This window comes from Streptomyces sp. NPDC047315 (genome assembly GCF_040643215.1).
Classification (GTDB): Bacteria; Actinomycetota; Actinomycetes; order Streptomycetales; family Streptomycetaceae; genus Streptomyces.
Genome location: NZ_JBEYTZ010000004.1, coordinates 176,089 through 190,389 on the forward strand (window position 1 = coordinate 176,089; position 14,301 = coordinate 190,389).

At 71.3% G+C, this 14,301-nt stretch carries 11 protein-coding genes and 2 tRNA genes; 3 read left to right on the forward strand and 10 right to left on the reverse strand.

What is annotated here, in order from left to right; all coding sequences use genetic code 11:
* Nucleotides 1-330 precede the first annotated feature (330 nt).
* Complete coding sequence (locus ABZ842_RS05840; RefSeq protein ID WP_361532249.1) at nt 331-2,952, reverse strand: valine--tRNA ligase; 2,622 nt, start codon at nt 2,950-2,952, stop codon at nt 331-333.
* Nucleotides 2,953-3,090: 138 nt separating this feature from the next.
* Here ABZ842_RS05840 and ABZ842_RS05845 point away from each other — a divergent pair, with 138 nt between their 5' ends.
* On the forward strand, nt 3,091-4,200 hold the full coding sequence (locus ABZ842_RS05845; RefSeq protein ID WP_361532252.1) for a hypothetical protein: 1,110 nt from the start codon (nt 3,091-3,093) through the stop codon (nt 4,198-4,200).
* Nucleotides 4,201-4,289: 89 nt separating this feature from the next.
* On the opposite strand, the gene clpX is transcribed toward ABZ842_RS05845, so the two are convergent.
* The 5 genes from clpX to ABZ842_RS05870 form a co-directional block, all read right to left on the reverse strand.
* Nucleotides 4,290-5,573 (reverse strand): ATP-dependent Clp protease ATP-binding subunit ClpX, encoded by a 1,284-nt coding sequence (clpX, locus tag ABZ842_RS05850; RefSeq protein ID WP_361532255.1) that lies wholly within the window; start codon nt 5,571-5,573, stop codon nt 4,290-4,292.
* A 146-nt stretch (nt 5,574-5,719) separates the two neighbouring features.
* Nucleotides 5,720-6,394 (reverse strand): ATP-dependent Clp protease proteolytic subunit, encoded by a 675-nt coding sequence (locus tag ABZ842_RS05855; protein ID WP_361532258.1) that lies wholly within the window; start codon nt 6,392-6,394, stop codon nt 5,720-5,722.
* Between the two features lie 79 nt (nt 6,395-6,473).
* Nucleotides 6,474-7,088: an ATP-dependent Clp protease proteolytic subunit gene (locus tag ABZ842_RS05860; RefSeq protein WP_361532261.1), complete on the reverse strand. Its 615-nt coding sequence runs from the start codon at nt 7,086-7,088 to the stop codon at nt 6,474-6,476.
* Between the two features lie 248 nt (nt 7,089-7,336).
* Complete coding sequence (gene tig / locus ABZ842_RS05865) at nt 7,337-8,746, reverse strand: trigger factor (protein ID WP_361532264.1); 1,410 nt, start codon at nt 8,744-8,746, stop codon at nt 7,337-7,339.
* Between the two features lie 210 nt (nt 8,747-8,956).
* A tRNA-Pro gene (locus ABZ842_RS05870) sits at nt 8,957-9,033 on the reverse strand.
* A 182-nt stretch (nt 9,034-9,215) separates the two neighbouring features.
* Between ABZ842_RS05870 and ABZ842_RS05875 the strand changes: the two genes are divergently transcribed.
* Nucleotides 9,216-9,289: transfer RNA gene (locus tag ABZ842_RS05875), tRNA-Gly, on the forward strand.
* Between the two features lie 92 nt (nt 9,290-9,381).
* On the opposite strand, the gene ABZ842_RS05880 is transcribed toward ABZ842_RS05875, so the two are convergent.
* The gene (locus ABZ842_RS05880; RefSeq protein ID WP_361532267.1) at nt 9,382-9,576 is read right to left on the reverse strand and encodes a hypothetical protein; all 195 of its coding nucleotides are present in this window, start codon (nt 9,574-9,576) and stop codon (nt 9,382-9,384) included.
* Between the two features lie 151 nt (nt 9,577-9,727).
* A complete protein-coding gene (locus ABZ842_RS05885) occupies nt 9,728-10,435 on the reverse strand; it encodes a TetR family transcriptional regulator (RefSeq protein WP_361532270.1) in 708 nt (235 codons plus the stop codon).
* Nucleotides 10,436-10,523: 88 nt separating this feature from the next.
* Between ABZ842_RS05885 and ABZ842_RS05890 the strand changes: the two genes are divergently transcribed.
* On the forward strand, nt 10,524-10,961 hold the full coding sequence (locus tag ABZ842_RS05890) for a nuclear transport factor 2 family protein (protein WP_361532273.1): 438 nt from the start codon (nt 10,524-10,526) through the stop codon (nt 10,959-10,961).
* Here ABZ842_RS05890 and ABZ842_RS05895 read toward each other — a convergent pair.
* The gene (locus tag ABZ842_RS05895; RefSeq protein ID WP_361532275.1) at nt 10,903-13,434 is read right to left on the reverse strand and encodes an FtsX-like permease family protein; all 2,532 of its coding nucleotides are present in this window, start codon (nt 13,432-13,434) and stop codon (nt 10,903-10,905) included. The two genes, ABZ842_RS05890 and ABZ842_RS05895, sit on opposite strands and share 59 nt — an antisense overlap.
* Nucleotides 13,434-14,216, reverse strand: a complete 783-nt coding sequence (locus ABZ842_RS05900) for an ABC transporter ATP-binding protein (RefSeq protein WP_361532278.1) — start codon at nt 14,214-14,216, stop codon at nt 13,434-13,436. The genes ABZ842_RS05895 and ABZ842_RS05900 overlap by 1 nt, the downstream gene beginning before the upstream one ends.
* Nucleotides 14,217-14,301: the final 85 nt, after the last annotated feature.

A 14,301-nucleotide genomic window follows, 5' to 3' on the forward strand; every position in this document is an offset into this window, starting at 1 on the left:
CCCGCGCCCCTGACAATCTCGCCGTGACCCTGCGGGAGCATCGGTCTCCGCGGCCCGGTGGGTGGCTTGTCGCGCAGTTCCCCGCGCCCCTGTTTCGCTGCCCCCAGCCTTTGTCTGCGGGCCGAGGGCGGAGGTTCTAGGGGCGCTGGGGGTCCCCCCACGCCCTCTGGGCGTAGGGGGCGGAACTGCGCGAACAAGCCCCACCGGACCGCAGAGACCAACGCTCCCGCGCGGGAAACGGCGAGTAGGTCCATCACAGCGCAACCCGCAGGGGCCGACGCTGCCCTGGCGCTACGGCGGGTAGGGACTTCGCGGCGCGGCCCGCAGGGGCTACGCCGGCGGCAGGGTCGTCAGCTGGCCCGAGATGCGGGTGATGTCGGACTCCGCCGCGGACAGGCGCGCGCGGATCTTCGCCACCACCGGCTCCGGCGCCTTCGCCAAGAACGCCTCGTTGCCCAGCTTCGCCTCCGCCTGCGCCTTCTCCTTCTCCGCCGCAGCCAGGTCCTTCGCCAGCCTCTTCCGCTCCGCCGCCACGTCGATCGCGCCGGAGAGGTCGAGCGCCACGCTCGCCCCCGCGACCGGCAGCGTCGCCGTCGCCTGGAAGCCGTCGCCCGCCGGCTGGAGCCGCAGGAGCTGACGGATCGCCGGCTCGTGCGGCGCCAGGGCCGTACCCGTCAGGTCGAGGCGCGCCGGGACCTTCTGGCCCGGCTGGAGCCCCTGGTCGGAGCGGAACCGACGGACCTCGGTGACGACCCGCTGGACCAGCTCGATCTCGCGCTCCGCCGCCTCGTCGCGGAAGCCGCTGTCCGCGGGCCACTCGGTGACGACCACGGACTCGCGCCCGGTGAGCGTCGTCCACAGCTCCTCGGTGACGAACGGCATCACCGGGTGCAGCAGCCGCAGGGTCACGTCCAGCACCTCACCGAGGACGCGCGCGGAGACCTTCGCCTGCTCGCCGCCGGCGAAGTACGTCGTCTTGGACAGCTCGACGTACCAGTCGAAGACCTCGTCCCACGCGAAGTGGTACAGCGCGTCCGAGAGCTTCGCGAACTGGTAGTCGTCGTAGTGCGCGTCGACCTCGGCCACGGTCTTGTTCAGCCGGGACAGGATCCACCGGTCCGCCGCCGTGAGCTGCTCGGGCGCCGGCAGCTCGCCCGCCACCGTCGCGCCGTTCATCAGCGCGAAGCGGGTGGCGTTCCAGATCTTGTTGGCGAAGTTGCGGGACGCCTGGACCCAGTCCTCGCCGATCGGCACGTCCGTGCCCGGGTTGGCGCCGCGCGCCAGGGTGAAGCGGACGGCGTCGGAGCCGTACGCGTCCATCCAGTCGAGCGGGTTGACGGTGTTGCCGGCCGACTTCGACATCTTCTTGCCGAACTCGTCGCGGACCATGCCGTGGAAGGCGACCGTGCGGAACGGCGGCTGGCCGTCCATGGTGTAGAGGCCGAACATCATCATCCGGGCGACCCAGAAGAACATCAGGTCGTAGCCGGTGACGAGGGCGTCCGTGGAGTAGAACTTCGCCAGGTCCGGGGTCTGCTCGGGCCAGCCGAGGGTGGAGAAGGGCCACAGGCCGGAGGAGAACCAGGTGTCGAGGACGTCGGGGTCCTGCGACCAGCCGTCGCCGCTCGGGGGCTCCTCGTCCGGGCCGACGGCGACCATCTCGCCGTTCGGGCCGTGCCAGACCGGGATGCGGTGGCCCCACCACAGCTGCCGCGAGATGCACCAGTCGTGCATGTTGTCGACCCAGTCGTAGTAGCGCTGGGTCATGTCGGCGGGGTGGATGGCGACCCGCCCGTCGCGGACCGCGTCGCCCGCCGCCTTCGCCAGCGGGGCGACCTTCACCCACCACTGGAGCGACACGCGCGGCTCCAGCGTGGTGCGGCAGCGCGAGCAGTGGCCGACGGAGTGGGTGTACGGACGCTTCTCGGCGACGATGCGGCCCTCGGCGCGCAGCGCGGCGACGATCGCGGAGCGCGCCTCGAAGCGGTCCAGGCCCTCGAAGGGGCCGTGCACGGTGATGATGCCGCGCTCGTTCAGGACCTCGATCGACTCCAGGCCGTGGCGCTGGCCGATGGCGAAGTCGTTCGGGTCGTGGGCGGGGGTCACCTTGACCGCGCCGGTGCCGAACTCGGGGTCGACGTGGGTGTCGGCGACGACCGGGATGGAACGGTCCGTCAGCGGGAGCTTGATCCGCTTGCCGATCAGGTGCGCGTACCGCTCGTCGTCGGGGTGGACCGCGACCGCGGTGTCACCGAGCATCGTCTCGGCGCGGGTGGTGGCCACGACCAGGGTCTCGTCGCCGTCGCCGTACTTCAGCGAGACGAGCTCGCCCTCGTCGTCCTGGTAGTCGACCTCGATGTCCGAGATGGCGGTCAGACAGCGCGGGCACCAGTTGATGATGCGCTCGGCGCGGTAGATCAGCCCCTCGTCGTACATCCGCTTGAAGACGGTCTGCACGGCGCGGGACAGGCCCTCGTCCATGGTGAAGCGGTCGCGGTTCCACGCGACGCCCTCGCCCAGGCGCCGCATCTGGCCCTGGATCTGGCCGCCGGACTCCGCCTTCCACTGCCACACGCGCTCGACGAACGCCTCGCGCCCGAGGTCGTGGCGGGACTTGCCCTCCTTGGCGAGTTCGCGCTCGACGACGTTCTGGGTGGCGATGCCGGCGTGGTCCATGCCGGGCTGCCACAGCGTCTCGAAGCCCTGCATGCGCTTGCGGCGGGTGAGGGCGTCGATCAGGGTGTGCTCGAAGGCGTGGCCCATGTGGAGCGAGCCCGTGACGTTCGGCGGCGGGATGACGACGGTGTACGCCGGCTTCTCGCTCTTCGCGTCCGCCTCGAAGTAACCGCGCTCTACCCAGCGCTCGTACAGCTTCCCCTCTACCTCGGCCGGCGCGTACTGGGTCGGCAGTTCGGGGGTGGTGGCTGTCTGCTGCTGAGTGTTCTCGGTCACGCGCCTCAGTTTAGGGGTGTCACGGGCCCGCACTGAAACGGGAAGGTTCGGTAACGGTGTGACCCCCGTCGCCCCGCCGCGCGGGGGCGTGGGTGAGGATGTCAGAGCCAGATAAAGCCTTCAAGGGGGAACTGAGGAATGAGCCACAACCAGCCGGGCCCGTACGACGGGCAGCCCCAGCAGCCCGGACCGTACGGACAGCAGCCGGGTCCTTACGGGCAGCCGCCGCAGCCTGGTCAGCAGCCGCAGCCCGGCTACGGCTTCCCGCAGCAGCCGCCCGGACAGCCCGGACAGCAGGGTGCCCCGGGTTACGGGTACCCGCAGGCGGACCCCCAGGGAGCCCCCGGGTACGGCTTCCCGCAGCAGGGACAGCCGGGCCAGCAGCCCGGTCCGTACGGCCAGCCGCCGCAGCCCGGGCAGCCGCCGCAGCCCGGGCAGCAGCCGGGCTACCCCCCGGCCGGTCAGCCGCAGCAGCCGGGCCAGTGGGGACAGCCCCAGCAGCCGGGCCCGTACGGCCAGCAGCCGTCCTACCCCGGCCAGGTGCCGCCCCCGCCGCCCGGCGGGTCGAAGAAGAAGACGGGCCTGATCATCGGTGCCGCGGTGGTCGCCCTCGCGGTCATAGCCACCGGCGGCTACCTGCTGCTCGGCAGCGACGACGACAGCTCCGGCGTCGCCGACAGCACCAAGGGCTACAAGCTGACGCCGCCCGCCTCCGTGGGCGACTTCAAGCGCATGGGCGGCGAGTCGGACTCCAAGGACATGAAGGAGAGCGACAAGAAGGACGCCGAGGCCATGGGGATCAAGAACCCCAACCAGGCCGGCGCCGCCTACCGCAGCGGGGACGACCCGAGCACCGGCAAGACGCTCGTGATGACCGGCTTCTGGGGCGAGGTCGAGAACCCGGAGAAGGCCGTCGACGGCTTCTTCGACATCGTGCGCAAGGAAGCCAGCAACGGCGGCGAGGACGACGTGCAGCTGCTGGGCAGCGCCAAGTCGTACAAGCCCGCGGGCTTCAAGGGCGCGGTCATGAAGTGTCAGAACGCCAAGGACACCTCGGAGAAGGAGCCCTTCGAGGTCCCGATGTGCGTGTGGGCCGACTACAGCACCCTGGTGGTCGTGATGCACATGGACATGGCCGCGATCTCGCAGTTGGAGGGCGGCGAGAAGCCCGGCGCGCCGCTGGCCCAGGACAAGGTCGCCGACCTGGCCGCGAAGCTCTACAACACCTCGCGCACCAAGGTGTCCTGACCCCGGGTGCACAAGAGAAGGAGGGGGCGCCCCGTGCGGGGCGCCCCCTCCTTCTTGCCGTAACGGCCGTACGGCCGACCGGCGTCGTCCTACGCCGACTTCTCGTGCCGGCCGTCGTTCTTCACGATCCGGGGCACCAGGGTCGGGTTCACGTTGTCGCGGACCACGTCCGCGGTGATGACGACGCGGGCCACGTCCTTGCGGGACGGGACCTCGTACATCACCGACTGGAGGACCTCCTCCATGATGGCGCGCAGCCCGCGCGCGCCGGTCCCGCGCAGGATCGCCTGGTCGGCGATGGCCTCCAGGGCGGGGCGGTCGAAGTCCAGCTCCACGCCGTCGAGTTCGAACAGCCGCTGGTACTGCTTGACCAGGGCGTTGCGCGGCTCGACCAGGATCTTCAGCAGCGCCTCGCGGTCGAGGTTGTGCACGGAGGTGATGACCGGGAGCCGACCGATGAACTCGGGGATCATCCCGAACTTCACCAGGTCCTCCGGCATGACCTCCTGGAACTGGTCGCTCGCCTCGATCTCCCGCTTGGAGCGGATCGTGGCCCCGAAGCCGATGCCCTTGGCGCCGGCGCGGGACTCGATGATCTTCTCCAGGCCGGCGAACGCACCGCCCACGATGAACAGCACGTTCGTCGTGTCGATCTGGATGAACTCCTGGTGCGGGTGCTTGCGTCCGCCCTGCGGCGGCACCGACGCGGTGGTGCCCTCCAGGATCTTCAACAGCGCCTGCTGGACGCCCTCGCCGCTGACGTCACGGGTGATCGACGGGTTTTCGCTCTTACGGGCGACCTTGTCGATCTCGTCGATGTAGATGATCCCGGTCTCGGCCTTCTTGACGTCGTAGTCGGCCGCCTGAATCAGCTTCAGCAGGATGTTCTCGACGTCCTCGCCGACGTACCCGGCCTCGGTCAGCGCCGTGGCGTCGGCGATCGCGAACGGGACGTTCAGCATCCGGGCGAGGGTCTGCGCGAGCAGGGTCTTGCCGGAGCCGGTCGGGCCGAGCAGGAGGATGTTCGACTTCGCCAGCTCGATGGCGTCGTCCCGGCCCTGCGCCCCGCCGTTCTCGCCGGCCTGGACGCGCTTGTAGTGGTTGTAGACCGCGACGGAGAGGGCCTTCTTCGCGGGCTCCTGCCCGACGACGTAGCCCTCCAGGAACTCGTAGATCTCGCGGGGCTTGGGAAGTTCTTCCCAGCGCACCTCGGAGGTCTCCGCGAGCTCCTCCTCGATGATCTCGTTACAGAGCTCGATGCACTCGTCGCAGATGTACACACCGGGGCCTGCGATGAGCTTCTTCACCTGCTTCTGGCTCTTTCCGCAGAACGAGCACTTGAGCAGATCGCCGCCATCACCGATGCGTGCCACGAGGTGCTTCCCCTTCGCCTGGGAGCGGCTTGGTGCAGCTGCTCCTGGTGCCTCATATCCGACGGTACCTTGCCGGAGCCCTCGTTCGGGCCCCTCTTGGCGCGGTTCACATTGTCGTGGACCGCGCCAAGTCGGGCGGCACCGGGTCAGGCGGCAGCTGCCGCCGTGCTCTTGCGGGTGGAAACGATCTGGTCGATCAGACCGTACTGCAGGGCGTCTTCCGCGGTGAGGATCTTGTCGCGCTCGATGTCGTCGCGGACCTTGTCCAGCGGAGTGGTGGAGTGCTTGGCCAGCATCTCCTCAAGCTGCTGGCGCATGCGCAGGATCTCGTTGGCCGCGATCTCCAGGTCCGACAGCTGCTCGCGGCCGGTCTGCGAGGAGGGCTGGTGGATCAGGACGCGGGCGTGCGGCAGGGCCATCCGCTTGCCGGGGGTGCCGGCGGCGAGCAGCACGGCGGCGGCGGAGGCCGCCTGGCCCATGCAGACCGTCTGGATGTCGGGCTTCACGAACTGCATCGTGTCGTAGATCGCGGTCAGCGCCGTGAAGGAGCCGCCGGGGCTGTTGATGTAGATCGAGATGTCCCGGTCGGGGTCCATCGACTCCAGGCACAGCAGCTGCGCCATGACGTCGTTGGCCGAGGCGTCGTCGATCTGCACGCCGAGGAAGATCACGCGCTCCTCGAAGAGCTTGGCGTACGGGTCGTACTCGCGCACGCCCTGGGAGGTGCGCTCGACGAAGCGCGGGACGACGTAGCGGTTGTCCGGCTGCGGGCCCGTGTAGAGGCCGCTGGCGGAGAAGTCGGTCATTGGGGTGTTCACCATCCTGGTGGCGTACTGCACAACGGTTCGCTGTCGGGGTGGGCCGTCTCGGGGCCCTGCGGGCCGGGGAGCTCGGGGGAGCTCAGGCGCCGGTGCCGCCGCCGCCGGGGACGTGCGACGCGGACGACATGATGTCGTCGATGAGGCCGTAGTCCTTGGCCTCCTCCGCGGTGAACCAGCGGTCGCGGTCGCCGTCGCGGAGGATCGCCTCGACGGACTGGCCGGAGTGGCGGGCGGTGATCTCCGCCATGCGCTGCTTGGTGCGGAGCAGGTACTCGGCCTGGATCTTGATGTCGGACGCGGTGCCGCCGAGGCCGGCGGAGCCCTGGTGCATGAGGATGTCGGTGTTCGGCAGGGCGAAGCGCTTGCCGGCGGTGCCGCCGGTGAGCAGGAACTGGCCCATCGAGGCGGCCATGCCCATGCCGATGGTGACGACGTCGTTCGGGATGAACTGCATCGTGTCGTACACCGCCATGCCGGCGGTCACCGAGCCGCCGGGGCTGTTGATGTAGAGGTAGATGTCCTTCTCCGGGTCGGCGGCGAGAAGCAGCATCTGCGCGGTGATCTTGTTGGCGATGTCATCGTCGACCTGCTGGCCGAGGTAGATGATCCGCTCACCGAGCAGCCGGTTGTAGACATGGTCACCAAGGCCACCGAGGGACGGCTCACTGGCGGCTTGAGGCATCAGATTCGTCACGTGTCCACCTGCTCGTCTCTGACGGCTGCCCGCCGTCTCAGCGTCTTCGTAGCCGGGGGTGGGTACTCCCCTGCCCTCGTACTCATGGACCCTAACGCGCAGGTCGGACAACGCCATCCCGGTTCCCGAACTGTTCGCTCGGAGCGCAAGGTCACGACGGGTGTTCGGGTACGGCGAAGGCCCGGACGCGGGTGCGTCCGGGCCTTCGCGGGCGTGGGTCGGGCCGGCCCGGGGCCGGCCTCGGTGCCTTACGCCTCGGGCTTCTCGTCGGCCTTGTCGGCGGCCTTCTCGTCAGCCTTGTCCTCGGCGGCGGCCTCGACGGTCTCGCCCTCGGCGGCCTCGTCGTCGGCGTCGTCGAGGTCGACGACCTCACCGTTGGTGTCGAGGACCTTCGCGGCCTCGACGACCAGGGCCAGCGCCTTGCCGCGGGCGACCTCGCCGACCAGCATCGGGACCTGGTTGCCCTCGACGACGGCCTTCGCGAACTGGTCCGGGCTCATGCCGGAGGAGGCGGCGCGCCGCATGAGGTGCTCGGTGAGCTCCTCCTGGTTGACGTTCAGCTTCTCCTTGTTGACCAGCTCGTCGAGGACGAACTGGGTCTTGATGCCCTTGACCGCCTGCTCGCGGGTCTCGGCGTCGAACTCCTCCTCGGTCTTGCCCTGGATCTCCAGGTACTTCGCGAGGTCGAGGCCCATCTGGCCGAGCTGGTGGTGCTCCAGGTTGTGCTTGCGGGTGTTGACCTCGTCCTCGAGGAGCTTCTCGGGGATCGGGATCTCGACCAGCTTCAGCAGCTCCTCCAGGACGCGCTCCTGCGCCTGGGTCGCCTGGTCGTACGACTTCATGTTCTCCAGGCGCTTGCGGCTGTCGGCGCGCAGCTCCTCGAAGGTGTCGAACTCGCTGGCGAGCTGTGCGAAGTCGTCGTCCAGCTCGGGGAGCTCGCGGGCGGCGACCGCGGTGACCTTCACGGTGACCTCGGCGTCCTTGCCCGCGGCGGAGCCGCCCTTGAGCTGGGAGGTGAAGGTGGCCTCGCCACCGGCCTCCAGGCCCTTCACGGCCTCGTCGATGCCGTCGAGCAGCTCGCCGGAGCCGATGGTGTAGGAGACGCCGTCGGCGACGCCGTCCTCCAGGACCTCGCCCTCGACCTTGGCCTCCAGGTCGACGGTGACGACGTCGCCGTCTTCGGCGGCGCGCTCGACCGGGCTGGTGGTGACGAACCGCTCACGCAGCTGCTCGACCGACTTGTCGACGTCCTCGTCGCTGACCGTGACCGCGTCGACCTCGACCTCGATGCCGGAGTAGTCCGGGATCTCGATCTCGGGGCGGACGTCGACCTCGGCGGTGAAGTTCAGCGTCTCGCCGTCCTTCAGCTCCGTGATGTCGACCTCGGGCTGACCGAGCGGGTTGATCTCCGCCTCGTTGATCGCCTCGGTGTAGAACTTCGGCAGCGCGTCGTTGACGGCCTCCTCCAGCACCGCACCACGGCCGAACCGCTGGTCGATCACGCGGGCCGGGATCTTGCCCTTGCGGAAGCCCTTGACCGTGACCTGCTGGTTGATCTTCTTGTACGCCGCGTCGAGGCTGTCCTTGAGCTCCTCGAAGGGCACCTCGACAGTGAGCCGAACCCGGGTCGGGTTCAGGGTCTCCACGGCGCTCTTCACGGTTCGGTCTCCTTGGTGGCTGAATACTGGGGTCATGCTGCGTTCCCGCACGCAGGCGCGGGCCGGCCGATCGGCCCGCTTCACGTCCTGCCCCGTCGGCTAGGGCGCCTAGGCCGCTCTTCTGTGCGCGGACACGCGGGCACGCAGCTTGCATAGTAGCTGTAAGCAGGATGCGCCCCACAACGCGATCTTGTGGGGCGATGAGGACGGTGGTCGGGGTGGCCGGATTCGAACCGACGACCTTCCGCTCCCAAAGCGGACGCGCTACCAAGCTGCGCCACACCCCGTCGGTGCGACACGTAGGGTACATGTTCGCAGGCAGTACGGCTGCCGGTTAACGGGCACACGGGGCGGGCGCACGGATGGGCGCTCGGGTGTACGGGAATCGGGTGTGCGTCCGCCGGCTGCGACCCGCTACGATGCTCTTCGTGCCGCGGACCTGCGGCACCTCGCACCGTGCGCGGTGCTTGCGGGCGTAGCTCAATGGTAGAGCCCTAGTCTTCCAAACTAGCTACGCGGGTTCGATTCCCGTCGCCCGCTCCATGGAAGAACGGCCCGGGGCCCGGCTCGCAGATCGCGAGCCGGGCCCCGGGCCGTTCTGCGTGCTCTCTCCGCGCCCTCGGCGCCGTCGGTGCTCAGAACTGGATTCCGTTGATGCTGTTCGCCAGGGAGTCCAGGAAGCGCTGTATCGACGGGGCCATGCCGGTGGAGGCGAGGAAGAAGCCGAAGAGGACCGCGGTGACGGCCGGTCCCGCCCGCAGGGCGCCCGACTTCATCAGCACCACCAGCACGATGCCCAACAGGAGCACCACGGACAGCGAAATGGCCACAACTGATCACACCCTCGGTCGGTCCGCCTTGCCGGCTCGGGCCGTACCGGAACGCACGCCTCCGCCTCAGGGACATCGTGCCACCAACGGCGCCGTGTATGCCGCCTGCTGAGATCTGAGCGGAAGCGGAATCAAGCCATCCGATTACCTTTCAGGCAGGGTTGGGCCGCTTGCTCGACGAAGAAGGGGAACGGGGTGGGGAGTTGTGTCCTGCGCCGAGGGCGCGGAGCACCGTGGTGTGCAGGGCGGCGTTCGCCTCGTCCGCCGACATCCCGCCGCCCTCCGCTTCCCCGTGGGCGGCGTGGGCCACGGCGACCACGACGGTGGTGAGCCATTCGGCCGGCAGGTCGGCGGTGAACTCCCCGCCGTCCTGTCCGCGCTTGACGACCCGGGCGATCCGGTCGACGACGGGGACGTGCCGACCGCGGTCCTCCTCGGGGCTCGCCGGCAGGGAGTTGATCACGCGGACCAGCTCCGGGTGGCGTCCGGTGGCGCGGGCTGCGGCGTCCAGCAGCCGCAGCAGCGCGTCGGCGGCCGGCCCCGCGTCGAGGTCGACGGCGTCCATGGCGGCGACGGCCCGGTCGGTGATGTGGTCGACGACGGCGGTGAGCAGGCCGTCGCGCGAGGCGAAGTGGGCGTAGATCGTCTGCCGGGTGACCCCCGCGGCGGCGGCGACGGCCCCGAGGCCGGCCTCGGGGCGCTCGCCGAGCACCCGCACCGCCGCGTCCAGTACGGCCGCCCTGCTGCGCCGGGCGTCCGCGCGCCGGGGCCGAACACCCGCGGGCGCCGCGGCGCGCGCCGTGGTGCGCACGGCGCCCTGCATCGGTGGGCGGTGTGCCGCCCGGGGGGATTCCGTCATCTCTTACAGCCTTGTCAAAGTTCTGGCGGGCTGCCTACCTTACCCCCGCCGCGGGACCACCGGCGTCCCCGTGACGACAGGAGCCGTGATGCCCCCCTTCCGAAACGTCCAAGACCTCCAGGACGACCCGAAGAAGTTCATCGCCGACTTCTACACCTCCTTCACGGAGGAGATCCTGCACAGCGGGGACGACCCGGGCGCCATCGTCGATCGCTTCCACGAGCCCGGCTTCGTCCAGGTCGCCGACGGCAACGTCATCGACAGGGAGAAGCTGACCGCGCATCTGCGGCCGGTGCGCAAGAACGCCCTCGCCAGCCGGATGGAGGTGCACGACGCCCTGGTGGACGGCGACCTGCTCGCCGCGCGCTACACCCTGCACGTGACCGGCCGGAAGGCGGACACCGTGAGCGACGTGCACTTCTTCGGGCGCTTCGCGCCGGACGGACGGATGCGGGAGGCGCACGTCTTCAGTCGTACGCACCGCGTCGACGCAGCGGACGGAGGACAGCCGGCCGACGGGGGCTGACGGCGCCCGGGCCGCGGGGCAGGGCGGCGCGGGCGGGCAGCCCGGTGGCCGCCAGGCCCAGCAGCACCGCGCCGGCCACGAAGGAGCCGTACACCAGGGGCGGGACGTGCGGGGACTCGCCGGTCAATCCCCTGACCATGGGTATCAGCGTGACCAGGGCGATGGCGGTGCCCAGGGCGATGCCGATGCCGGTTACCAGCAGGGCCTCCCAGCGGATCATCCGCAGCACCTGGCTGCGGGTGGAGCCGATCAGCTGGAGCATCCGCAGCTCGCGGCGGCGGTCCAGCACGGTCATCACCAGGGTGTTCGCGGCGGCCACCGCGGCGAACCCGCCGAGGACGGCGGCCATCGTGGTGTTCGCCCAGGCGTTCAGCTCGCGGTCGAGGTCCTGCGCGGTGGCGTAGCCGGCGCGGTCCCGGACGGCGCCGAGGGCCCCGAGGGGGCCGGCCGCGCCCGACTCGGCGCGCACCAACAGCTCCGAAGGGTACGCGGTGGGGGCGTGCGCCCGCAGGGCGGCGGCGGGCAGCGTCACCTGCGAGAGGCCGAGCCCGCGTTCGTAGACGGCGACGATCCGGGCGGTGGCCGGGGTGCCGTCGGGCAGGCGGTACGCCAACTCCTCACCGAGGCCGCGCCGCGCCGAGTCGGCCAGCATGGCGTCCACGGCGACGGTGCCGGGGGCGAGGGCGGCGAGCGAGCCCTCCCGTACCCCGAGGTCCTGCACCCGGCTCAGGTCGGCGGGGCTGCCGTCGACGCCCTGCGCGGTCGCGCTGGACAGGTACGGGCCGTCGGAGTGGAGCGGCACCAGCACGGAGGTGCGCAGCAGGGACACGGCGGCGGAGACACCGGGGACGGCGGCGGCGCGCTCCGTGGCGTCGGCGGGGAGCACTCCCCCGTCGCCGCCGGTGACGACGAAGTCGGCCAGGACGCCGGCGCGTTGTTGGTTCTCCGTGGCCCGGTCGGTGCTGCTGTGCAGGAAGACCAGGACGGAGGAGAAGGCGATCGCGAGCGTGATGGGGGTGATGGCGGAGGCCATGCGCCGGGCGTTGGCGAGGGCGTTGGCGGCGGCCAGGGACGCGGCGGCGCCGCCGGCGCGCAGCGGCAGGCCGACCAGGGCGGCGCAGCCCTTGGCCAGGTGGGGGCCGAGGAAGGCGACCGCGAGCAGGAAGAGCATCACGACGCCGAGTGCGGCGTTCGCCGCGTTCTCGCCGGACTCGCGGGCGGCCACGGAGGAGAGGGCCACACCGCCGGCGAGCACGCCGAGGCCCAGTGGCGTACGGATCCAGCCGAAGCCCAGGCGCTCCACGGAGGCGTCGGCGAGCGCCTGCCCGGGGGCGATCTTCGAGGGGCGGCGGGCGGCGGCGTACCCGGCGATCAGGGCGGTGACGACGGCGGTGCCGGCGGCGATGCCGAGCGGCACGGCGGAGACGGTCAGCTCCAGGCCGCCGGGGACGGCGCCCCGGTCGCGGAGCTGGCCGAACCACCAGGTGGCGAGGGCGACTCCGGGCAGGCAGCCGAGGGCGCCGGCGAGCGGGGCGACGAGCATGGCCTCGGTGGCGATGCTGCGCCGGATCTGCCGCGGGGTGGCGCCGATCGCGCGGAGCAGGGCGAACTCCCGGCGGCGCAGCCCGACGGAGAGGGCGACCGTCGCGGAGGCGGTGAAGACGGCGACGAGGGTGGCGACGCCGCCGAAGGAGGCACCGATGCCTTCGAGCACCTCACGGGCATCGGCGATCGAGGCGTCCTCGGCGGTGCGCCGGGCGTCGCCGGTGAGGACCCGGGGCGCGCCGTCGCCCTTTCCGTACACCGCGGCGAGCTGCTTCTTGAGCTGGGCGGCGGTGGTGCCGGGGGCGGGCTGGACGGCGATCGCGTCGACCTGCTCGGGGTGGCCCGACAGGGCGACGGCGGTGGGGTCGGCGAGCCAGGCGCCGGGGGTGTCGGTGCGTCCGGAGACGGTGAGGGCGCGCGGTCCTGCGGGGGTTTCGAGGGTGATCCGCTCGCCGGGGCGCGGCAGGGCGCCGGGGCCGCCGACGACCACGCCGTCGGCGCCGGGCGCCCGGCCGGCGGTGAGCGTGACCCCGGTGAACCGGGCCGCGCCGTAGCCCTGGGCGGTCAGCGTGGCGCCGTCGAGGCGTACGGGATAGCTGACGTCGCCGACGGCGGACGCGACGCCCGGCACGGCCGCGGTGCGCTCGACGAAGGAGCGGTCCAGGCGCGGGGTGCCGGGGACCTGGCTGCCGCTGTCGTAGCTCTCGTCTCCGCTGCCGACGGTGAGCCGGGCGAGCGGGTCGGGCGCCACGACGACGGGCGCGCCCGCGTACCGCTGCGCGGGCAGGGAGATCCGCAGACCGGTCTCCAGCATGATGCCGCAGGCGGACACGATCGCGGCGGTGAACAGCAGGGCGACGAAGGTGCCGGCGAAGGCGGAGGGGCGGAAGCGGACGGCGGCGCGGGCGAGGCCGTTGGGGGCGAACATCAGGCCGCCGCCGTCGCACGGCCGGGGCGCGGGCCGTCGGTGCGCGCGGTGCCCCGGGTGAGGGACGCCATGCGGGCGGCGATCGTGACGGCGTCGGCGCCGGCGAGGCTGGTGCTGATCGCGCCGTCGGCGAGGAAGAGGACCTGGTCCGCGTGGACGGCGGCGGCGGGGTCGTGGGTGACCATGACGACGGTGGCGCCGAGGTCGTCCACGGCGGAGCGCAGCAGGGCGAGCACTTCGCCCGCCGTGGTGGTGTCCAGGGCGCCCGTCGGCTCGTCGGCGAAGACCACGTCGGGCCGGGTGACCAGGGCGCGGGCGAGGGCGACGCGCTGCTGCTGGCCGCCGGAGAGCTCGGTGGGGCGACGGCGCGCCTTGTCGGCGAGGCCGACGCGGGCCAGGACGTCCGCGGCGCGGGCGCGGTCCGGGCGGCGCCCGGCGAGCCGCAGCGGCAGCAGCACGTTCTGCTCGACGGTGAGGGACGGCAGCAGGTTGAACGCCTGGAAGACGAAGCCGAGCCGGGTGCGGCGCAGCACGGTCAGCTTCTGCTCGTTCAGCCCGGTGATCTCGGTGCCGGCGAGGCGTACGGACCCCTCGGTGGGGCGGTCCAGTCCGGCGGCGCACTGGAGGAAGGTGGACTTGCCGGAGCCGGACGGGCCCATCACGGCGGTGAAGGTGCCGTGCGGCAGGGTCAGGTCGATGCCGCGCAGGGCGTGCACCGCGCTCGCGCCGCGTCCGTACCGGCGTCGTACGCCGCGGAGTTCCACCGCTGCGACGTCCTTCATCTTCTCCGCCACCCCATTCACGTCCGTGCAGGTCAACACTGTTGACGCTACGGATCGCGGGGGCGGGGTGACCATGGCGGCTGCT

Excerpts from the sequence above, each read along its gene's own strand:
- ABZ842_RS05845 (WP_361532252.1), top strand. The coding sequence starts at position 3,091 with ATGAGCCACAACCAGCCGGGCCCGTACGACGGGCAGCCCCAGCAGCCC.
- ABZ842_RS05855 (WP_361532258.1), bottom strand. The coding sequence starts at position 6,394 with ATGGTGAACACCCCAATGACCGACTTCTCCGCCAGCGGCCTCTACACG.
- ABZ842_RS05885 (WP_361532270.1), bottom strand. The coding sequence starts at position 10,435 with ATGACGGAATCCCCCCGGGCGGCACACCGCCCACCGATGCAGGGCGCC.
- ABZ842_RS05890 (WP_361532273.1), top strand. The coding sequence starts at position 10,524 with ATGCCCCCCTTCCGAAACGTCCAAGACCTCCAGGACGACCCGAAGAAG.
- ABZ842_RS05895 (WP_361532275.1), bottom strand. The coding sequence starts at position 13,434 with ATGTTCGCCCCCAACGGCCTCGCCCGCGCCGCCGTCCGCTTCCGCCCC.
- ABZ842_RS05900 (WP_361532278.1), bottom strand. The coding sequence starts at position 14,216 with ATGAAGGACGTCGCAGCGGTGGAACTCCGCGGCGTACGACGCCGGTAC.